The sequence below is a fragment of the Sporosarcina aquimarina genome (genome assembly GCF_019748715.1).
Classification (GTDB): Bacteria; Bacillota; Bacilli; order Bacillales_A; family Planococcaceae; genus Sporosarcina; species Sporosarcina newyorkensis.
This window is the reverse complement of the sequence record NZ_JACLBZ010000002.1, coordinates 24,904-45,046: the sequence shown is the minus strand read 5'-3', so window position 1 is coordinate 45,046 and position 20,143 is coordinate 24,904. Positions and strand designations below refer to the sequence as shown.

28 protein-coding genes are annotated in these 20,143 nt (G+C 40.7%); 22 read left to right on the top strand and 6 right to left on the bottom strand.

Going from position 1 to position 20,143, the window contains the following annotated elements; all coding sequences use genetic code 11:
* Positions 1-2 precede the first annotated feature (2 nt).
* From H7J92_RS00360 to H7J92_RS00330, 7 genes are all read left to right on the top strand, one after another.
* Positions 3-1,475, top strand: coding sequence for a hypothetical protein (locus tag H7J92_RS00360; protein ID WP_221834982.1), 1,473 nt, complete (start codon positions 3-5; stop codon positions 1,473-1,475).
* Positions 1,476-1,480: 5 nt separating this feature from the next.
* Positions 1,481-2,152, top strand: coding sequence for an ABC transporter ATP-binding protein (locus H7J92_RS00355; protein ID WP_139365925.1), 672 nt, complete (start codon positions 1,481-1,483; stop codon positions 2,150-2,152).
* Positions 2,153-2,488: 336 nt separating this feature from the next.
* A complete protein-coding gene (locus tag H7J92_RS00350; RefSeq protein ID WP_078816603.1) occupies positions 2,489-2,794 on the top strand; it encodes a YfzA family protein in 306 nt (101 codons plus the stop codon).
* Between the two features lie 15 nt (positions 2,795-2,809).
* The gene (locus tag H7J92_RS00345; RefSeq protein WP_221834980.1) at positions 2,810-3,181 is read left to right on the top strand and encodes a GntR family transcriptional regulator; all 372 of its coding nucleotides are present in this window, start codon (positions 2,810-2,812) and stop codon (positions 3,179-3,181) included.
* Between the two features lie 5 nt (positions 3,182-3,186).
* Positions 3,187-4,053 carry an ABC transporter ATP-binding protein gene (locus tag H7J92_RS00340; protein WP_009496723.1) on the top strand — a complete coding sequence of 289 codons (867 nt, stop codon included), beginning with the start codon at positions 3,187-3,189 and terminating at the stop codon, positions 4,051-4,053.
* Positions 4,046-4,651, top strand: a complete 606-nt coding sequence (locus H7J92_RS00335; RefSeq protein WP_009496721.1) for an ABC-2 transporter permease — start codon at positions 4,046-4,048, stop codon at positions 4,649-4,651. Before H7J92_RS00340 ends, H7J92_RS00335 begins: the two co-directional genes overlap by 8 nt.
* A gap of 240 nt (positions 4,652-4,891) precedes the next feature.
* A complete protein-coding gene (locus H7J92_RS00330; RefSeq protein WP_009496720.1) occupies positions 4,892-5,350 on the top strand; it encodes a helix-turn-helix transcriptional regulator in 459 nt (152 codons plus the stop codon).
* An 80-nt stretch (positions 5,351-5,430) separates the two neighbouring features.
* Here the strand turns inward: H7J92_RS00330 and H7J92_RS00325 are convergent, their stop codons facing one another.
* Positions 5,431-6,210, bottom strand: coding sequence for an NRDE family protein (locus H7J92_RS00325; RefSeq protein WP_009496719.1), 780 nt, complete (start codon positions 6,208-6,210; stop codon positions 5,431-5,433).
* Positions 6,211-6,452: 242 nt separating this feature from the next.
* On the opposite strand from H7J92_RS00325, the gene H7J92_RS00320 reads away from it, so the two are divergent.
* The 7 genes from H7J92_RS00320 (at position 6,453) to H7J92_RS00290 (ending at position 11,277) form a co-directional block, all read left to right on the top strand.
* Positions 6,453-7,208: a DUF2087 domain-containing protein gene (locus H7J92_RS00320; protein ID WP_221834979.1), complete on the top strand. Its 756-nt coding sequence runs from the start codon at positions 6,453-6,455 to the stop codon at positions 7,206-7,208.
* A gap of 20 nt (positions 7,209-7,228) precedes the next feature.
* Complete coding sequence (locus H7J92_RS00315) at positions 7,229-7,585, top strand: GIY-YIG nuclease family protein (protein WP_040758765.1); 357 nt, start codon at positions 7,229-7,231, stop codon at positions 7,583-7,585.
* Between the two features lie 110 nt (positions 7,586-7,695).
* On the top strand, positions 7,696-8,109 hold the full coding sequence (locus tag H7J92_RS00310; RefSeq protein WP_009496716.1) for a pyridoxamine 5'-phosphate oxidase family protein: 414 nt from the start codon (positions 7,696-7,698) through the stop codon (positions 8,107-8,109).
* Positions 8,110-8,267: 158 nt separating this feature from the next.
* Positions 8,268-9,521: a Y-family DNA polymerase gene (locus H7J92_RS00305; RefSeq protein ID WP_040758104.1), complete on the top strand. Its 1,254-nt coding sequence runs from the start codon at positions 8,268-8,270 to the stop codon at positions 9,519-9,521.
* Between the two features lie 172 nt (positions 9,522-9,693).
* Positions 9,694-10,404 carry a cytochrome c biogenesis protein CcdA gene (locus H7J92_RS00300; protein WP_009496714.1) on the top strand — a complete coding sequence of 237 codons (711 nt, stop codon included), beginning with the start codon at positions 9,694-9,696 and terminating at the stop codon, positions 10,402-10,404.
* Between the two features lie 32 nt (positions 10,405-10,436).
* Positions 10,437-10,769, top strand: coding sequence for a thioredoxin family protein (locus tag H7J92_RS00295; RefSeq protein WP_009496713.1), 333 nt, complete (start codon positions 10,437-10,439; stop codon positions 10,767-10,769).
* Positions 10,762-11,277: a CcdC family protein gene (locus tag H7J92_RS00290; RefSeq protein ID WP_009496712.1), complete on the top strand. Its 516-nt coding sequence runs from the start codon at positions 10,762-10,764 to the stop codon at positions 11,275-11,277. The genes H7J92_RS00295 and H7J92_RS00290 overlap by 8 nt, the downstream gene beginning before the upstream one ends.
* Positions 11,278-11,336: 59 nt before the next feature.
* Here H7J92_RS00290 and H7J92_RS00285 read toward each other — a convergent pair whose 3' ends face one another.
* The gene (locus H7J92_RS00285; protein WP_040758759.1) at positions 11,337-11,747 is read right to left on the bottom strand and encodes a DUF2621 domain-containing protein; all 411 of its coding nucleotides are present in this window, start codon (positions 11,745-11,747) and stop codon (positions 11,337-11,339) included.
* Positions 11,748-11,879: 132 nt separating this feature from the next.
* Between H7J92_RS00285 and H7J92_RS00280 the strand changes: the two genes are divergently transcribed.
* The 5 genes from H7J92_RS00280 to H7J92_RS00260 all read left to right on the top strand — a co-directional run bounded on the left by H7J92_RS00280 (position 11,880) and on the right by H7J92_RS00260 (position 13,964).
* Positions 11,880-12,104, top strand: a complete 225-nt coding sequence (locus H7J92_RS00280) for a DUF1659 domain-containing protein (RefSeq protein ID WP_009496710.1) — start codon at positions 11,880-11,882, stop codon at positions 12,102-12,104.
* A 24-nt stretch (positions 12,105-12,128) separates the two neighbouring features.
* Entirely contained in the window at positions 12,129-12,347 is a 219-nt protein-coding gene (locus H7J92_RS00275; RefSeq protein WP_009496707.1) for a DUF2922 domain-containing protein, read from the top strand.
* Positions 12,348-12,423: 76 nt separating this feature from the next.
* Positions 12,424-12,552 carry a YvrJ family protein gene (locus H7J92_RS00270; protein ID WP_078816612.1) on the top strand — a complete coding sequence of 43 codons (129 nt, stop codon included), beginning with the start codon at positions 12,424-12,426 and terminating at the stop codon, positions 12,550-12,552.
* Positions 12,553-12,672: 120 nt separating this feature from the next.
* The gene (locus tag H7J92_RS00265) at positions 12,673-13,263 is read left to right on the top strand and encodes an SCO family protein (RefSeq protein ID WP_221834978.1); all 591 of its coding nucleotides are present in this window, start codon (positions 12,673-12,675) and stop codon (positions 13,261-13,263) included.
* Between the two features lie 20 nt (positions 13,264-13,283).
* A complete protein-coding gene (locus tag H7J92_RS00260; RefSeq protein WP_009496693.1) occupies positions 13,284-13,964 on the top strand; it encodes a lytic transglycosylase domain-containing protein in 681 nt (226 codons plus the stop codon).
* 48 nt (positions 13,965-14,012) lie between these two features.
* Here H7J92_RS00260 and H7J92_RS00255 read toward each other — a convergent pair whose 3' ends face one another.
* Both H7J92_RS00255 and H7J92_RS00250 read right to left on the bottom strand, forming a co-directional pair.
* Positions 14,013-14,267 carry a GlsB/YeaQ/YmgE family stress response membrane protein gene (locus tag H7J92_RS00255; RefSeq protein ID WP_009496691.1) on the bottom strand — a complete coding sequence of 85 codons (255 nt, stop codon included), beginning with the start codon at positions 14,265-14,267 and terminating at the stop codon, positions 14,013-14,015.
* Positions 14,268-14,412: 145 nt separating this feature from the next.
* Complete coding sequence (locus tag H7J92_RS00250; RefSeq protein WP_343228060.1) at positions 14,413-14,961, bottom strand: cysteine hydrolase family protein; 549 nt, start codon at positions 14,959-14,961, stop codon at positions 14,413-14,415.
* 520 nt (positions 14,962-15,481) lie between these two features.
* Here H7J92_RS00250 and acnA point away from each other — a divergent pair.
* From acnA to H7J92_RS00235, 3 genes are all read left to right on the top strand, one after another.
* A complete protein-coding gene (gene acnA, locus H7J92_RS00245) occupies positions 15,482-18,196 on the top strand; it encodes an aconitate hydratase AcnA (RefSeq protein WP_040758102.1) in 2,715 nt (904 codons plus the stop codon).
* A gap of 120 nt (positions 18,197-18,316) precedes the next feature.
* The gene (locus tag H7J92_RS00240) at positions 18,317-18,742 is read left to right on the top strand and encodes an acyl-CoA thioesterase (protein ID WP_009496685.1); all 426 of its coding nucleotides are present in this window, start codon (positions 18,317-18,319) and stop codon (positions 18,740-18,742) included.
* Positions 18,742-19,056, top strand: a complete 315-nt coding sequence (locus tag H7J92_RS00235; protein ID WP_009496683.1) for a hypothetical protein — start codon at positions 18,742-18,744, stop codon at positions 19,054-19,056. The genes H7J92_RS00240 and H7J92_RS00235 overlap by 1 nt, the downstream gene beginning before the upstream one ends.
* Before the next feature lie 28 nt (positions 19,057-19,084).
* On the opposite strand, the gene H7J92_RS00230 is transcribed toward H7J92_RS00235, so the two are convergent.
* Entirely contained in the window at positions 19,085-19,381 is a 297-nt protein-coding gene (locus tag H7J92_RS00230; protein WP_040758101.1) for a HesB/YadR/YfhF family protein, read from the bottom strand.
* Positions 19,382-19,408: 27 nt separating this feature from the next.
* Positions 19,409-20,011: a glycerol-3-phosphate 1-O-acyltransferase PlsY gene (gene plsY / locus H7J92_RS00225; RefSeq protein WP_009496678.1), complete on the bottom strand. Its 603-nt coding sequence runs from the start codon at positions 20,009-20,011 to the stop codon at positions 19,409-19,411.
* Between the last annotated feature and the right edge of the window lie 132 nt (positions 20,012-20,143).

Below are 20,143 nucleotides of genomic sequence, written 5' to 3'. Positions count from 1 at the left end.
ATATGAAAATGCTCATTCAGCAGCATTTGAAATTAGTAATGACGAAATCTCTTTTGCTTGTAGTGATCATTTTCGCATTGACTGCAGTAGCAGACCGCAAAACTTACGAAGGAAATTTCAGTTTGTTTGTTCTTCATCTCATGACGAATCACTATATCATAATTTTTATTATGACGCCGGTTTTCTTCCTGTGCGTATCAAAATTATATACAATGCCACGTATGTTTGAATTAATCCGTATGAAAAAGTTTTATCGTTTTATGTTTATGAGATGGGTAACAATCACGCTGTTTTCTACTGTATTTGTAGGGATTATTGGTATGATTTCACTAGTGGTCTCAATTGGATTGCCTATGAGAAATGACTGGCATAGCTCGCTGGATGCAGATATGATGCAGTACTATATGGGTACATTTAGTAGCCCGTTACAAGGTATTCTTTATACCGTGTTATTTTTAGTCACGGGTTACAGTTTCATTGGCTGTACATTTGTAACTATGGCACACTTTTTCTCAAGAAAAGCTACTTATTTTTGTATCGTATTTTTATACATCCTTATGATATTATCTATCAAAGTGCCCTGGGTCGAAAAGATACCTTTCATCACAATCAATCGTTATATTGTGTTACATCATAACTATTCTGGGGATTACCCGCTTTGGTGGACACTTATAGCGATAGTCATACTAAGTCTCTTGCAAATTTTTTGCATTGTACAGTTTTGGCACTGGACACCAGCATATCCTAAAAAGTTAAAAAAGGGATTGTTCTATTATTACACTCGTATTTTCTGGATACCTAGATTAGTGCTGGTTTGGTGTGCAAGTTTAGTTATTTTAGCAGTGACAAAGGCAATATTTAGTGAGGAAACATTGAATGAGTATGTAATACGTTTCTTTTACGGATTACCCCTAGGTTCTATACATGTCATGACATGGTTGGAACAAATGATTTATATCGGAACACCGATTTATATGTTCAGTATATTTTTGCAGTCATGGTGTCATCCAAGAAATATGGCATTGTTTATACGTATACGAAAGAAATCCATATGGGGAACAACTGTTTTAGGTCATATACTATTAGTAGCAGTTGTCTATGTTGTATTGTCAGTCGCCATTTTGTTACTTGTAGGTATATCTTTTGATAAAATTTTGATGATCGATTGGCATTTACTGACATATGTTATCCTTATTAAAATACTAGAATTATGTAGCATGCTGACGTTAGTATTCTTGTTATTTATTGTAACCAATCGAGTGACATGGTCATTTCTAGCTAGCATGAGTTTGTATCTATTGAATGTGTTTCCAGTAAGTTGGTTGTCGTACAATGTGGCAGGGATTGGTCAATTAGCACGTATAGAGGAAATGGGAAGAACGATGTTAGACATGTCGAGTAGTGGTTTTATTGCCCTCATCTGTATGATTGGCATTATAAAATGGAAAACGTATAAATATTTTGAGAGAGGGTGAAATGGGTGGTATATGCAATTGAATTACAAGATATATCAAAACAATTTTCAGGTCACGAAGTATTAAAAAATATTCAATTAAAGATTGGACAAGGTCAAACGGTTGGGATTGTCGGTGGGAATGGTAGCGGTAAATCAGTTCTATTTAAATTGATATGTGGATTTGTTGTGCCGACTAGTGGGCAAATAAAAATACGACAGCAAGTTCTAGGAGAACAAATCGATTTTCCGGAAGGTGTAGGCGTCTTTATCAACGAACCTGGCTACATCGAACTTTTTAGTGGCTTTAAAAATCTACAATACTTGGCTGCCATTACGAATCGTATTACCGATAAGCAGATCGAGAAGGCGATGCAATTAGTTGGCTTAAACCCTAAAAATAAGGCAAAAGTAAAGGATTACTCCCTGGGTATGAAACAAAAGTTAGGAATTGCACAAGCTATTATGGAAAATCAAGATATTTTAATTTTAGATGAACCTTTCAACGCACTGGATTATAAGACATATCAAGACGTAAAAGAAATTATTAAACACTTAAAAGAACAGCAGAAGACCATATTACTGACAAGTCACCATTTTGCTGATATTGAAGAGTTATGTGATGAAATATTTGTTATCGAAGATGGTGAATTGATCCCTTTAACGGATCATTATAAAAAACAATTTATGAAAAAATAGGTTTTATGAATTTGAGCGGATGTAAATTAGTACAATTAGAAGTTGGAAGTAGGCGGATTTTTTAAAGGACTTTTACTTAATAGGAGCATGTTTTGGGGGAAAACCTCAAAACGTGCTTTTTTTGTTTGCTTCTTAAACAAATGGAGTTGAGATCCAATATATTTCAGCTTGCCTTATTTCATGCTGTTTTAGTCTTACCGTGCTTCTGATCTATTCTTTTTAAATTAGTTGAATAATGTTTCCTGTTTGTATATAGTGTATATATAGAACATATACATTGTGCAGTTCGAATTTAAAAAACGATCAAATATTGAAGTAGAGAGGAGATGGGTCCAATTGTTAGGCACAGTAAAAACATTTCCTACTAAGCGAGCGAAACGCTGGATGCTCACCATTGGAATATTTTTAATTGTTCAGTTGGTCTTTATTGCTGTGGATGGCACGTTCCTTGAACCAAACATAAACGATAGCGGCAACTTGTTCGCCAGGACAGGAAGGTGGATTTTGAACTTAAAAATCTTTACAGAATGGATCACTCTGTATTCCTATCCATTTTTTAATATGTTTACAATCATCCATATTCTGGCGATATTCATTCAAGCGATACAGGACATTCATTCTATTATATTTTCAAAAAAATAGTGAAGAGGGATTGGCATGCAAATAATCATTTTCAATAGTTCAAAGGAGCCAATTTATGAACAAATCACGAATCAAATTAAATCGTCTATTTTAGCAGGAGAACTGAAGGAGGGGGATGTAATACCTTCCATGCGAAAACTCGCAAAGGATTTACACATCAGTGTAATAACGACGAAACGGGCCTATGAGGAATTGGAGAAGGCAGGTTTTATCTATTCGATTGTCGGAAAGGGATCTTTTGTCGCTGAGCAAAATTTAGAGATGATACGAGAGAAGAAGTTAAAGGTCATTGAGGAGCAACTTAGTATGGTCATAGCGAATAGCAGGGAGATTGGCCTGTCGACTGAGGAGCTGCAACAATTATTGAACATTTTATCCGAGGAGTGAAATGAATGGAAAATGTGGTTGAATTAAAAAATGTCACGAAGAAATTCAAAGGTTTTTCCGTAGAAAATATTGATTTGCAGGTAAAGAAAGGTTTTGTAACGGGATTCATTGGAGCCAATGGAGCTGGTAAGTCGACAACGATAAAAATGATCATGAATCTACTAAAACCGGATACCGGGGAAATTAAAATTTTCGGGTTGGACTATCAGACACATGAGAAGGAGATCAAGGAGCGTATTGGATTTGTCTACGATGGCAATGTATTTTTTGAAGGACTGAATTTAAAGGATATAAAACGCATCGTTGCGCCGGCTTACAAACATTGGGATGATACGTTGTTTGAGCAATTTGTGGACCAATTTGAACTACCGCTTAATAAAGCAATAAAAACATTCTCAAAAGGGATGCAAATGAAGGCTTCATTAGCGATCGCGCTCTCACATCATGCAGAGCTGATTATTATGGATGAACCGACAGCAGGCTTAGATCCCATTTTCAGACGCGAGTTGCTGAATCTTTTACAGGAATTCATGGTGGACGGCAATCGGACGATTTTTTTCTCTACTCATATTACAACTGATTTAGACCGCATCGCAGATTATATAGCTTTCCTGCAGAGAGGCGAATTAGTATTTAATCAATCGATTCACGATGTAGCTGAAAACTATGCGCTCGTTAAGGGAAGGGTGGAACTGCTGGATCGAGATACAGAAAAGGCCTTCGTTCATATACATCGTGCGCCAACAGGATTTGAGGCATTAACGAATAATGTGAATGCGGTGAATAATACGTTCGGGAATTCGGTTGTCATTGAACGGGCATCATTGGAAGATATCATGTATTACATGAAAGGAAGAGAGAGCTATGTTTAATTTGATCAGACGAGATGTCATACTTCAGAAAAGGCTGCTGTTAACCTTTATTCCTTTTATCGCATTCTTTATTATTATGGACTCACATCCAGCCCTGATTTTTCTCGTTGCCAGTATTTTCATTCCCTTTAATGCGTATGGTTATGATGAAAAAGCGGAGACGAATATACTATTAAATTCTTTACCTTACACGCGCAGGGAAATTATCGCGTCACGCTATCTTGGCGCTATCATCTATATGATATTAGCTATTGGGGTGACGAGTCTGGCACTATTTGCTTTGGATAAATCATTTACGATGACTGATATTGCGATTGGTGGCGGCTTATTCTTATTATTTTCCGCGTTTACCTTTCCGTTATTCCATATATTTAAACCGGGTAATATTACAACGGTTGTTCTTATTGGCTTTATCCTTTTGGCAGGTGTCGTACCGCCTATTGTGATGTTTTTTGCTGAACATTTAACAGCGATCACTGATTTTATTGTCAACGTACCCACTACATATTTATATTGGGGTGCTGCAGCTATTATCCTGGTAGCTTATACTGTATCTTGGGGAGTTACCACTACCATTTACCAACGAAAAGCATTCTAATTGAATTTTTTATTTTAGAAATCTGCTGAGTGAATTAGCCTCCGCAGGTTTCTTTTCTTTGTGAATTAAACATTTTTGAGAATGCTAAAATTAAAGATATTTCGATAAATACTGCATGCTTATGGTAGACTAGCAATAAGATATTCAACTAAATTACAATATTTATTACTATACTCTCTAAAAGTAACTAAATACTTTAAAAGTGTATTAATACACTTTTAGTGTAAAAGGGGTGTTTAGATGAATAAACAAACGGTAATTGATCTAGTGTTACCTAGGTTGAAGTTGATTCGTACAGAAATGGATTATACGCAAGATCAGATGGCGGATATATTGGGGATTTCGAAGAAGACTCTTGTGCAATTGGAGAAAGGTCGTCAAGAGTTGAGTTGGACGGTTGCTGTGGCGATTTGCGCGTTGTTTCGGGAAAGTGCCCTGCTGCGCTCTGTCTTAGGGGATGATCCGGTAGAGTTGGCTGAGATTGCCGTACATCCAGAGGTCCATATGCGTGAGCTCGCAACAAGTGGAACTGTCAATTGGTGGACGGAGATCGGACAATGGCAGCATTATAAGCTCCAACAGCATACGACGGGCGGTCATTACCGGATTATTGGGGAAGAGGATAGGCGACTTTTCAGCACGGCAAATCGAGAAAAAGCGTTAGCGGAATTTAAAAAGTATATGGATATAACATCTTAGTTATTTCGATATAATGATGAAATTGATTATGTGAAAATAGTTTATTTGTTTTATTGGAATAATAAAACCGGCTACCTGTGTTATGAGGTCGCCGGTTTTTCTATTTCAAATGAAAATTTTTGTGTGGTGGTAAATTCACCATTCTTGAATGTTCGCTCTTCAAAATATACGCGGTCGTCTGAATCTATTAAAACTACGGTTGTGCAACGAGTCCCGTACCCTTCAGAAGTAATGAATATGGAGGATAGCAAACTTTCCAACTCTTCCCCCACCCCTGTATCAGGCAGTTGTTCAAGTGGAAAGCCTTCCGCCCGCTGCATCATTTCGAACAAGATATCGACATCGATTTTATCTGCAGTTTTCGTATAATCGCTCAAAAGCCTTTTCGTTTCTTCGACTTTTGGCCAAGGTGTATCGAGCAATGCGTTGCTAAGTCCGTATGTGCCTGTTGTTAGATACCTGATTGACTGTTCCATATTTGAGTAATAAAACAGTTCTTCGCTTGATCCGGCCAATACATTGAAACCAGTGTACTCGTCATGATTTGCATGCAGTTGCTCCATAAATTCACGTGGCGGAGTCTGTGATTGTAAATAGGAAGAGACAATATGCCCTCTTGATTGTTTTCCTTTGATCGGAAGTGAGAAGTCACGATAATTGGTCAATGCGGCAATTTTTCCTTGTTTATTGATGCCTAGCCAAGTCCCCATTTGTTCTAAGTCTCGCCCCGCTAAGATATCCGGATGGTCTTGCCAAAATTCGGCGGGAGCTGTCGGGCGATCATACGCTTCGTCTCGATTTGCCATGAGGATGAGCTTGTATTTTGGATGGCTCTGTAATTGGAAAGCTAGTAGACACATTCTATCGAACCTCGCCTTTTATGTAGTTTTGGTTAGTGTACCATGTAAACGCCGGCTAGATAAATTTTCTTGTTTTGTTAACAGACATTCATTCGTTTCGTTTGGATATTTTAAAACGCAGAATGAAAATGTTTGGTTTTTTATTGACACACTGATATGTTGAAGCTATTATAATCAATATAATGCAAACGAATCTTGAATGTGTTTGCTTAAAAATCAACTTTAATTGGATGTGTTTAGTAATGGATCTGTCTGAACTTTTTTGGAATGCCACGATGCCAGAATTAAAACAAGGCTATATTTTGGAAAAAGACTGTTACATTTGCTTGCTGTGTGGCAAGGAAGTTGAGAAGGGAATTATTTACCCTTCTGAAAATATCCTCTATGAAGCGGAGAGATATATGAGGCTGCATATTGAACGTACTCACGGATCGGTATTTGATTATTTGATCGGTTTGGATAAGAAATTGACTGGTCTTACAAGTCATCAAAGCCAGCTTCTTCATCTCTTTTATCAAGGCAGGAATGATAAAGACGTACAGCAGACGTTAGGGATCGGCAGTACGTCTACTGTACGGCATCATCGCTTTGTCTTGAAAGAGAAGGAACGTCAAGCGAAGACGTTTTTAGCGATGATGGAATTACTGAAAGAAAAGGACGAATATGCACCAGCTTTCATACCGCCTCATAAGACGGCTAAAATGGTCGATGACCGATACGCTGTGACGGAAAAAGAAAAACAGGAGACCATTAAGAAGTTTTTCCCTGATGGAACGACTGGACGGTTAGAGAAATTCCCACCAAAAGAAAAACAGCGCCTAATTGTTCTGCGGGAGCTTACGAAGCGGTTTGACAATGAAGTCACTTACAGTGAACAGGAAACAAATTATATTTTAGAAGAAGTTTATGAAGATTATGTGCTGATCAGAAGGTATTTAATCGAGTATGGATTACTGGACCGTACGTCAGATGGGAGTCAATATTGGCTGAAATCATAATGAGGAAGCAGGAGATGCAAATGGATCGAAAAAAAGAATTGAAACAGTTATATAAAGAGACGAAGATCGAGGCGGGTGTATATCAAATTAAAAACACCGTAAATCAAAAATTGTTTATTGGCAGTACACCGAATTTCAAAACATTAAATGGGGTGAAATTCAGTCTGAATACAGGTGTGTATATGAATAAAGCGCTGCAAGAAGAGTGGAACACATTTGGAAAAGAAGCGTTTCAAATAGACATCCTGGAAACCCTTAAAAAGAAGGAAGGTCCATTTTACAATGCAAAAGAAGCGCTGATGGAACTGGAGGATAAGTGGTTGGGCTGTCTTCAGCCTTATGATGAGCAAGGATATAATGTCAAGAAGCCTTCTTGATCTTGGAATTCGTGGTTTGTCCGGTCACTCGAATGGATTGCTTCTCTCTCAAAGTTTAGAAAATGATCATTTGGGAAGAGTAGAAGTAATCGTGAAAGGAGCGATCGTTGATGAATGCGATGGATACAGTGAAGAAAATTTTAGATGAAAGTTTTATTGGTACGATGGCGACGGTTGATAATAATAAGCCGTATAGTCGGTATATGACGTTTGTGAATGATGGCTTGTCGCTCTACACACCTACGAGCAACCAGACGGATAAGGTGGAGGATCTAGAAGATAATCCGTATACCCATATTCTAATCGGTTATGAGGGAGAGGGATTTGGTGATGCGTATGTCGAATACGCAGGGCGTGTATCCATTTCTTCAGATGAACAGATCAAGAAGAAAATTTGGAATAATCAAATGAAAAAATGGTTTGATGGTCCCGAGGATCCGAAATTGGTGATTTTGAAAATTGAACCTGAAGCCATTCGTCTAATGAATAAATCCGGAGAACCGCCACAGGATATTTCTCTTTAAATAAGGACAAAAACAGCCTATTGTTTGGCTGTTTTTTTGTTCAAAAAACCTACTACGCCCAATTTTATGTCATTTATCCGCCAACTCCCATTGATTGAACTCTGTGTGAGTGGGTAATATAGGGGTGAGGAACATTCGTTCTTATGGGGGTGAAGGTCATGACAGAGCACTTGCCACACAGACAGATCGCTTGTTTAGATATGCGCAGCTTCTACGCCAGCTGTGCTGCTGCAATGGAAGGGTTGGATGTGATGAAGGTGCCAATTGCGATTATCGGCGATATTGAGCGTAAAGGCGGGGTTGTCCTTGCTGCGTCTCCGCCGCTCAAAAAACAGTTCGGCATCAAGACAGGTATGCGGCTATATGAGATTCCAAACGATGCAAGTATTCATTTGATTGAGCCGAAAATGCAATTTTTTATTGATGTTTCGATGGAACTGACGAAGTTATTGAATCGCTATGTTCCGAAAGAAGCAATCCATGTATACAGCATTGATGAAAGTTTCGTCGATTTCACAGGGACAGAAAAGTTATGGGGCCCCTTAGATGACATCATCTATCGGATACAGGATGAGTTGTATCGGCAGTTTCAACTTCATTCCGCCTGCGGGGTTGGTCCGAATATGCTGTTAGCTAAGCTGGCGCTTGATTTGGAGGCGAAGAAAACAGGTGTGGCATACTGGACATACGAAGATGTGCCGAAGAAGCTTTGGCCAGTATCACCTCTTCGGAATATGTGGGGAATCGGCAGAAGAATGGAACGCACATTGGAAGACATGGGGATTTATTCTGTGGGCGACCTGGCAAGAACACCGCTTGAGCGTCTGGAAAAGAAATTTGGCGTCATGGGAAACCAGTTATATTACCATGCGCACGGAATTGATTATTCAACGCTCGGATCGGTTTTGATCAAAGGACAAATCAGTTACGGCAAAGGTCAGACCTTGCTGCGAGATTACATAAAGATGAATGAGATTTTAACCGTTCTCCTGGAGATGTGTGAGGACACTGCTATGCGCGCACGATTGGCAGGCAAGAAAGGTCGCACTGTGCAACTGTCATTCGGCTATTCCAAACATGCCTTAGGTGGCGGATTTCAACGCAGAAAAACGCTGGCGGAAGCAACGAATGAAACCTTGGTCATCTACCACACATGTGTAGAACTGCTTGAGACTTACCACGATGGCCGACCCGTCCGCCACATTTCCGTCACCCTTACCAATTTAGAAACTGAACACGGCATCCAGCTCGACTTGTTCAAACCAACCAACTGGAAACAACAGCGGATCGGTCATGTAATGGATGAACTCCGCCTAAAATACGGCTCCACAGCCATACTCCGCGCCGTCTCCATCACTTCCGGCGGGACTGCTTACAGGCGAAACAAGCTAATTGGCGGGCATTATAAATAAAAGCGGAAGACGCCGTTTAGCCTCGACAGGCGTTAGAAGACTGTCAAAAAGATTTCACAAACAAATGGGGCGTAATCTATACGCGGTTTTGTTACGATAGGGTGGGAGAGTTGGGGGGATAAAATATGCCTGCCGTCAATCTACTATTGCTTAGCGTGAAGGAGGAAATAGTTTGGGAACGGATGTGAATATATTTTTTGCGTTCGGAGCGGGTTTTCTAAGTTTCATTTCTCCGTGCGTCTTGCCGTTATACCCAGCCTTTATATCGTACATCACCGGGATGTCGCTGGATGATCTGGGGGATAAGTCAAAAGGTATGAACCGCACCGGTATTTTACATACGTTATTCTTTTTACTCGGATTTTCCGTTGTGTTTGTCTTTCTGGGATTCAGTACATCGTTTATCGGAGCGATATTTTTACAGTATCAAGATTTGATCCGTCAAATTGGTGCGATCTTCATTGTCCTTTTTGGTTTGATGACCATTGGATTATTCAAACCTGAATTTCTGATGAAGGAGAAAAAGCTGCAATTCAAGAATCGGCCGGCCGGTTATCTCGGCACTGCTTTAATCGGGTTAGCGTTTTCCGCTGGCTGGCAGCCTTGTATGGGGCCAATAATTGGAGCGATCATTTATTTGGCGGCTACAAATCCGGCTTCTAGTATGTTGTATATGATGTTGTATGTTCTTGGCTTTGCGATTCCGTTCTTCTTCTTGTCTTTCTTCATCACAAGAATTGGTTGGATTCGAAAGCACAGCATGAAAATTACCAAAGCGGGCGGATATCTCATGATTGCATTTGGGATTTTGCTGTTCTTTAATGGAATGGTGTACCTGACTAGTTTGCTCAGCCCAATCTTTGGTGATTTCCAAGGTTTCTAATTAAAGGTCATGAAACAGAAAAGAGGTGTACTATGCAGGAACTTACTTCTTTTGAAGAATGGCAACACGTATTGAACGAATCCAAGCAATTACTATTGTTCGTCAAGACCCATCATTGTTCTGTTTGTGAAGGGCTGTACCCTCAAGTGGCGGCACTTGAAAGTCGTTATCCTTTTCCTTTTTACAGAGTCAATGCAGCGGAAGTTCCTGAACTGGCTGGCCAGCTGGCACTCTTTACAGCACCTGTCGTATTGCTGTTTCATCAGAAGAAAGAACTGGCTCGTTTTGCTCGAATAGTCCCAATGAATGACTTGACGAAACGGATGGATGAACTGGTTGAGTGGGGGAACGTAGAGGATGCTTAAGTTGCAAGAGTTGGTAGATTATATTTTCACAAGCATTCCGCCGGTTTATTTGATTATTGGCTCTACCGTGATTTTTATTGTCATGACAACATTCGTCTATACAATGCGTGCAAGAGCCGCGAGTAAACCCATTCAGGCGAAGAAGATCATTTTGCCGCCGTTGTTCATGTCAACTGGAATGCTGATGTTCTTGTTCGATGAATTTCAAGTGCCATGGATACAAGTGCTGGAAGCAAGCCTCGTGGGATTGGTTTTCTCTGCTGTTCTCATTAAAACCACAATGTTTGAAATGAAGGAAGACGGAATTTACTTGAAGAAATCGAAAGCTTTCCTCGTGATCCTATTCAGCTTGTTGATTTTACGGATGGTCGGCAAGCTCGTGCTCAGCAGTTCGATAGATGTAGGAGAATTAGGTGGCATGTTTTTCATATTGGCATTCTCGATGATTTTGCCATGGAGAGTCGGCATGCTTGTGAAATTTAAAAAGCTTGAAAAGAGCGCAAACTAAAAGCAATCTGTCCATTGATCACTTTTGATCGTTTGGACAGATTGCTTTTTTATCATTTATTAGCCGAATAAATGTTCATACGGCTGCATGTCGACTTCCATCTCATTCAGCTTTTTACGCAGAAAATTATGGTCTCGTTTGGGTGTCGCAAGAATATAGCCTTTAATAATATGGTCGAATTCAATTGTTTTTGCTCGGTCTTCTAGCGCAATTTGGCCAATTTTAGAAGCGATTTTTTGTTTTGCTACATCCCGGAATAGTTCAGGAACCGGTGTAACCAATTCATTCAACATACCCTTTGCTTCCGTATTCCATAAATGCAGGGATTCATTGACATAATGCTCTTCCCAATCGAGCGTCGATTTGCCGTCTTCTTTCGGAAAGACTTTAAGAAACTTTCGGAACATAAAGAATCCGCCGATACCGAATAAGCCAATTAGTACAACGCCCCAAAATAGGATAAACCACATAAATAGGTCTTGCACTGTTTTTCACCTCTTCCATTCTACTATCCATTATAAAAGCATTTCAAAAATATTTCACTAACAAAGTATCTTTTTTGTTCTTTCGTTCTATGTAAGGGATGAAAGGAGGTGAGACATATGGCAGCTTCACTAGAATTCAGTCAGGCAGTAGGCAAGATTCACTTCAATGCAGGGACGAATGAAAAGGGTAACATCATTCGTAAGGTAAAGACGTATAAACACATTACAAGAGAGTCTACTGCAACGGACTTGAGCGTAGCATTCACGCAATTAGCGTCACTTTCTAGCTATTTGATGATGAAGGCGGAGAAAGTGGTAACGGAAGAAGTGCAGGATGACTAAAAAAACAAAAGGAGGAATTCACACATGGCAAAAGTATTGGAATTGACATTTCTGACTGCAGTAGAAACACCGGTCAAACTAACGGTCGATGAGCCGCGAGAAGACATCACGGAAGAGCAAGTTGAGTCGGTCATGCAGCGAGTGATCGAAAGTGGTGTCTTTGTGGCAGATGACTCTCAACTCGCGTCTATTAAAAGTGCACGGATCGTTGAGCGGGATGCGCGCACCATATTGACTCGTTAATAATGCAAGAAAATCGGCATTCAGTTCTCTACTGGACGCCGGTTTTTTTACTTTGAAAAGAGAGGAGGAGTGGACTATGGAGCAATGGCTGCAACTGATCCAGGATATCGGGTTTCCGGTCTTTGTATCATTTTATCTGTTACATCGTTTGGAAGTAAAGCTGGAAGCGATCCATGAAGTTCTCTCAGATATTAAAAACCGCTGAACTTCATCAGAACTTCATGAAACCGTCAATGTTTAGCCAAATAGGAACAGAGCTCCGCCTTGTTTGGCAAACGAACTTTCGATATGATAAAGTGACTATCAGAAGCTGGAGGAATTGATTATGAAGAAAAAGTTTTTTGTACCGCTGATGCTTATTTTTGTACTCATGCTGAGTGCGTGTGACGGCGGATTCAAAGCGGACCATAAGTATAAGGTGGAACCATTTGAATTTACCAATCAAAATCATGAAAAAGTATCGAATGAAGACTTGAAAGGTGATGTGTGGTTGGCACAGTTCATTTTTACGGTCTGTACGTCTGCCTGTCCTCCAATGATGAATAATATGGTGGAGTTGCAGGAAAACTTACAAGCAGAAGGTGTGGAGGATTACAAAATCGTATCCTTCAGCATTGACCCTGATGTCGATACACCGGAAGCTTTGAAGGAGTATATGCAAGCATTTGGCCCTCCTGATGAAAGTAAATGGGAGATGCTAACGGGATATGATATGAAAACAATTGAGAAGCTAGCGGCCAGTTCATTTAAGACTGCTGTAAAAGACATCCCAAATAGTGATCAAGTGTTACACGGTACTGCTTTTGGCTTAGTTAACCAAAAAGGCGAGGTTGTAAAACTATATGATGGGTATAGCGACGTACCATATGATACAATCGTCAAAGACATGAAAGAATTGATTAAAGAAGGTAACTAATTTTAGAAAGAGGTGGGGCAATGAAGAAAAAGAAGGTCAGCCGGTCGATCCGCATCAAAGTCGCCTTCTTGATCTTATTAATTCCCGTTGCCGTCACCGTCTTCACGATTGCTGCGATACTTTGGACGAGCATTGAGAAAAGCGATGTCATTCGCAAGTCTGCTTCCACGCTTTTGAGTATCCAGGATCGACAGACAGGAACCGTGATACCTGAAGAATACATCCCCATCTATATAGCTGCAGCTGAAAAATATGATATCCCATGGACGCTTCTCGCTGCACATCATCGGATCGAGACGAGGTTTTCTACAATGAATACCGATGTTTCACCCGCCGGAGCCGAAGGACCAATGCAGTTCATGCCGTGCACGTTTGTAGGATGGGGTTATCCTGGCTGTAAAGACCTTGGGAAAGGTGATATTCCTCAAAAGGATAAAACGAATCCCGATGTGATAAAGAAATATGGCGGCTATGGTGTAGATGCAAATGGTGACGGTATTGCCGACCCGTTTGATATCGAAGATGCGATATTCAGCGCAGCGAATTATCTCTCCAAAAGTGGAGCAGCAGACGGAGATATAGAAAAAGCGATTTTTCATTACAATCACAGTGAAACCTATGTAGAAGACGTTCTCTGGTATTTTAAGGAATTTGAAGACCAACGCAAGGAAAAAGAATCAAAAATACAAGCAGCTAAATAAAACGTGGAGCCACCGTTAAAGGTAGCTCCACATTTTTTAGCGTCTAATTTAAGATGCTTTGCGCATACTCTTCATAATCAGACTTACGATGAAGACAAGAACAATCGCACCGATTAATGCTGGCAAGAAGTAGAAACTGGAAATCTGAGGACCCCATTCACCCAGCAGCGCACCACCAATCCATGCACCCACGATACCTGCAATAATGTTACCGATAATACCGCCTGGAATATCTCTACCTACGATAAGGCCAGCTAACCAACCGATAATCCCTCCGATAATTAAGAACCAAATAAAACTCATGCTGTTCATCTCCTTTAAAATTTTGTATCTAGTACGTGCTTATTATTTGTATTACCGTCTTTTTAATACATGAAACATCTTTTATTCTGTTTGGCGAAATAAAAAAGTTCAGACAGAGTAATTTCTGTTGAACTTTAAGGGGAAATTAATTAGAGATCACTGTTGCACCGAGTGTGTTTTGGAAATGAGACAATGCCCAGTCATGGCCCGCGGGATTGAAACTTGCGACGCCGCCTTCATGAATAAAAATTTTATAGCCTAGATTGTAAGCGTCTATCGCAGTATGTAAAATGCAGATATCTGTACAGACACCAGTCAAATGGATTTCCCTGATGTCTCGTGCGCGCAATTGGATGTCCAAGTCGGTTCCTGCAAATGCGCTGTATCTGGTTTTATCCATCCAAATGATTTCATCCGAATGTTTACTATATAGATCATGCATCTTACCATAAAGATTCCGACCGAATGTGCCGCGGATGTTATGGGCGGGGAACAGAGCATTTTCAGGATGATACGGATCGTCTTTTTCATGAAGATCATTAATGATAAAAACAGGCTGCTGCTGTGCAAGAAAATCTTTTGTTAACTGTACGATATGATTCTCCAACGCGATACCGGGTTCGCCGCATGTTAAGGCTCCGTCTATAGCCACAAAATCAACTGTATAATCCACGACAAGCAATGCTTTCTTCAATTCCATCATCTCCTTTCTGTTAGTTTGCCATAGTGGCGGTTGAATATCTAGACATATGTAAAGACAATGCGGTGAGAAATTTCTCTTTTCCCAAGGAGAACACCATGAAACTCGCTACTCACAAGGCAAATATTAATGCCTTACCAAAGGGGATGTGCCCAGAAAGCGCCCCTGCCTGGAGGGCAAATCCCGAGGAATACACCCGTTCCTTCCTGTGTGTTTCCTTTCCAAATTAGGATATCCATTTTTAAGTGAAAGACTATGAGAGAACTATAAAATGGATTTTCACGAATCTGCCATAATGTAACAAAAAAGCACATTAAAGTAGGAATAAGCGGTCTATTTGAGAATCGAAAAGACTAATTGAGAATTCTTAATGAAATTTGATTTAGTCATTACCTTTTCTTATGGAGCCCTATAAATTATATGTATTTTACTAATCTCCTTTGCTATACTATGATGGAGTAGAGGAAAGATGTGCATTTATAATCTTTCAGTACATAAAGGAGGAAACCAAATCATGGCAAAAAGCAATTTACACAATAGCCGAAAGTCTTTCGAAGTAAATGGAAAGACGTATAACTACTACCATTTAAAAGCTTTAGAAGAAGCAGGTCTTACAAACGTTTCGAAACTTCCTTATTCAGTGAGAGTATTACTGGAATCTGTTCTTCGTCAACACGACGGATATGTGATCAAAGATGAGCACGTTGAAGACTTGGCGAAATGGGGATCTGTAGTAAATGCAGATGCTGAAGTGCCATTCAAACCTTCACGTGTAATCCTTCAAGACTTCACAGGAGTACCTGTTGTAGTTGACCTTGCATCTTTACGTTCTGCAATGGATGAATTAGGCGGAGATCCAAACAAGATCAACCCTGAAATTCCAGTAGATTTAGTAATTGACCACTCCGTACAAGTAGACAGCTATGGTACGCCACAAGCTCTTCAAATGAACATGGAGCTTGAATTCGAGCGTAATGCTGAGCGTTACCAATTCTTAAGCTGGGCACAAAAAGCATACGATAACTACCGAGCAGTACCACCTGCAACAGGTATCGTTCACCAAGTAAACCTTGAGTATCTTGCTAACGTTGTCCATGCGGTTGAAAATGAAGATGGATCTTTCGAAACATACCCGGATACACTTGTCGGAACAGACTCCCACACTACAATGATCAACGGTATCGGCGTACTTGGATGGGGTGTTGGCGGTATCGAAGCAGAAGCAGGAATGCTTGGACAACCTTCATACTTCCCAATTCCTGAAGTAGTTGGTGTCAAGTTGGTTGGAGTACTTCCTGAAGGAACTACTGCAACAGACCTAGCACTTAAAGTAACTGAAACGCTTCGTGCACAAGGTGTAGTAGGAAAATTCGTAGAATTCTTCGGTCCTGGCGTATCGAACTTGCCATTGGCTGACCGTGCGACAATCGCAAACATGGCGCCTGAATACGGTGCTACATGTGGATTCTTCCCGGTTGACGAAGAGTCACTGAACTATATGCGCTTAACAGGCCGCGATGAGAACCATATCGAAGTAGTGAAACAATACTTGATCGAAAACGATATGTTCTTCACTCCTGAAAAGGAAGAGCCGAACTTCACAAATGTGGTTGAAATCGATCTAAGTAAAATCGAAGCGAATCTTTCTGGTCCTAAGCGTCCACAAGACTTGATTCCTCTATCTGAAATGCAACAGTCTTTCAAAGACGCAGTAGTTGCACCAGAAGGAACACAAGGCTTTGGTCTTACACCGAAAGAGCTTGAAAAGTCTGGAACGATCAAATTCGAAGATGGACGTAAAGTAGAACTGAAAACTGGTGATGTTGCGATCGCAGCAATTACTTCTTGTACAAACACTTCCAACCCTTACGTTATGTTAGGCGCGGGACTTGTTGCGAAGAAAGCTGTCGAAAAAGGACTTGTTCCTCCAGCATACGTCAAAACTTCATTGGCACCAGGTTCAAAAGTTGTTACTGGCTACTTGAATGATTCCGGCCTATCCGAGTACTTGGACAAAATCGGATTCAACACAGTTGGTTACGGATGTACAACATGTATCGGTAACTCCGGTCCATTGCTTCCTGAAATCGAAAAAACAATCGGTGACGAAGATCTACTCGTGACTTCTGTTCTTTCCGGTAACCGTAACTTCGAAGGACGCGTACACCCATTTGTTAAAGCGAACTACTTGGCTTCACCTCCACTAGTTGTTGCATATGCACTAGCTGGAACAGTGAACATTGATTTCGCAAAAGACCCAATCGGTCAAGACAAAGACGGCAACGATGTATTCTTCAAAGACATCTGGCCTTCCACTCAAGAAATTCAGGATGTAGTGAAAGCTACTGTAACGCCTGAATTGTTCCGTAAAGAATATGCGCGCGTATTCACGGAAAACGAAGCATGGAATGCAATCGAAACTACTGATGATTCTCTTTATGATTTTGATGAGTCATCTACTTATATCCAAAACCCTCCATTCTTCGAAAACCTTTCGAAAGAACCGGAAGATATCCAAACACTTGCAGGCTTGCGTGTTATCGGTAAGTTCGGTGATTCCATCACGACTGACCACATTTCACCAGCTGGGGCAATCGGTCTAAATACACCTGCGGGAATCTACTTGCGTGAAAACGGCGTAGAGCCTCGTAACTTCAACTCATACGGATCACGCCGTGGTAACCACGAAGTGATGATGCGCGGTACGTTTGCGAACATTCGTATTCGTAACCAAATCGCTAAAGGTACAGAAGGCGGGTTCACTACGTACTGGCCAACTAAAGAAGTTATGCCGATCTATGATGCAGCTATGAAGTATCAAGAAGATGGCACAGGACTAGTCGTTCTAGGCGGTAAAGACTACGGAATGGGCTCTTCACGTGACTGGGCTGCTAAGGGAACAAACTTGCTTGGAATCAGAGCAGTTATCGTAGAAAGCTTCGAGCGTATTCACCGTTCGAACCTAGTGATGATGGGTGTACTTCCACTTCAATTCATCAATGGCGAGAACATTGAATCTCTTGGCTTAACAGGCGAAGAAGAAATCGCGATCAACATCGCAGAAGGTGTTAAGCCGCGTTCAATCCTGAAAGTCGTAGCGAAAGCTCCAGACGGCAAGGAAACTGAATTTGAAGTGCTTGCACGTTTCGATTCTGAAGTTGAAATCGACTACTATCGTCACGGAGGAATCCTGCAAATGGTTCTACGTGATAAGTTGAAATCAAACTAAGTATATGATTTAAGAAAAAGATGTCCGACTTTGTTGGGCATCTTTTTTCGTGTCGTTTGGAATGTTATTGCAAGCAATGTTTTTTTGCGTTCGTTATACTAGAGGATGAGGTGAGTTTGGATGTTTTACAGTGAAAAAGAAATTGAAGTTCGCTATGCGGAAACAGATCAGATGGGTGTCGTGTATCATGCCAATTATTTGATTTGGATGGAGGTTGGACGTACATCGCTCATTCAGGACCTAGGCTTTCATTATGCACAGCTGGAGAAGGATGGCTATTTATCGCCGGTTACCGAGCTGTCAGTGAAGTACAAGACATCCATTACATACGGAGAGACCGTAACCGTCCGGACATGGGTGGAATCGCATGGTAAACTGCGTACCGTCTATGGCTATGAAATCTTGCATGCAGATGGAACGGTTGCTGCAACTGCTGTCTCTGAGCACGTAGTAGTAAAAAAAGACAATTTCCGCCCTGTTTCATTACGGAGAATTCATCCGCAATGGGATGCAAAATATACGGAAGTTCAGCGTGGAGAAGGCTGATGGCTTTCGGAATTAAGCGACAGGAACTGTATGCTTGGAAAAGAGCAGTAGAACAAGGGGAGATTGCTTTTTTAACGCATTATTGGCTAGACGATCGGTTTCCGGATACGAACACAGTCACAAAAGTCGGGTGCAGCGACCTGAAGAAGCTTATCAATTGGGGGAAGCAGTATGGTTTGCGCCAAGAGTGGATTCATGCAAGAGACGAGTACCCGCACTTTGATTTGATGGGTGAACGACAAGTGGAGATTTTGAAACAGGAAAATTGTTTAGATCAATTGACGCGATTAAAAAATGGTAAGAATAACATGTGAGTTATTCTTACCATTTTATGTAGTGATTTTAAGATGCCTTCTCATAGTGAAAAGCAAGTTCTCCATGATTTACATCTGTATCCACATGTAAATCATGACCATCGAAAAACCAAAGATCCCGTTCTTCAATATAGTAATGTATACCATCTATGACCGTTTCCACAGCCAATTCATCGGGAGTTTCTTTCGTTATTCCCATCGAAAAACCGTCGTGCAATGGGCTAGATCCTCCATACCGTGCAAAAAACTTTACATAATCGCCTGAAGAGGCTTCCATTTCATCTTTGAACCAATGAACTGCCTTTTCGGATATATTGATATTCATGATGGGTACGTCCTTTCTTTTCATGATTTACAGCCATTTGATCTTAGGTTCTGTTCCTGCTTTGATGCGGCTGATATTGTCTCGGTGTCGGTAAAAAATGAAGAAGCCCATTAACGCAACGACTAAGAATAAGTATAGGTCTCCTGTCATCAGATAATAGATGAGGCAATAGATGGGTCCGAGAATTGAAACAATGATTGAAGTTAAGGATACCATTTTTGTTAGTTTCAATGCGATCAAAAACGTAATGATGACCAAAAGAAAAATCGGCCAATTGTATCCTAGCAGGACACCGCCTGAGGTGGCCACAGCTTTCCCGCCTTTAAGGTTCGCAAAAAGAGGGAATATATGTCCGAGCACGGCTGCAACCCCGAGCAACAATGGATGCATCGCAGTATCATGAAAGTACGGTAATAAAGGCAATAAAACGGCTGCAGTTCCTTTTAAGATATCGAGCAAGGTGACAACGATCCCTGCTTTTTTTCCGAGAACCCGGAAAGTGTTCGTAGCACCCATATTTCCGCTGCCATGCTGCCTGACGTCCGTTTGATAAAAAATCTTCCCGATCCACAAAGCGGAAGGAATCGACCCAAGCAGATAGGCTGCCAGAATGATCATATAATTTTCCATAATGAACCCCTTTTGCGTGATTAAATGTTTGCATTAAGTTTAGCAGAAGAGTAAGTTCTGGACAATGACTGATTTGTGCAGGTTGAAGAACGCTTTTAAAAAATATCTGTCGGAAGATGTCGTTCATTAGGT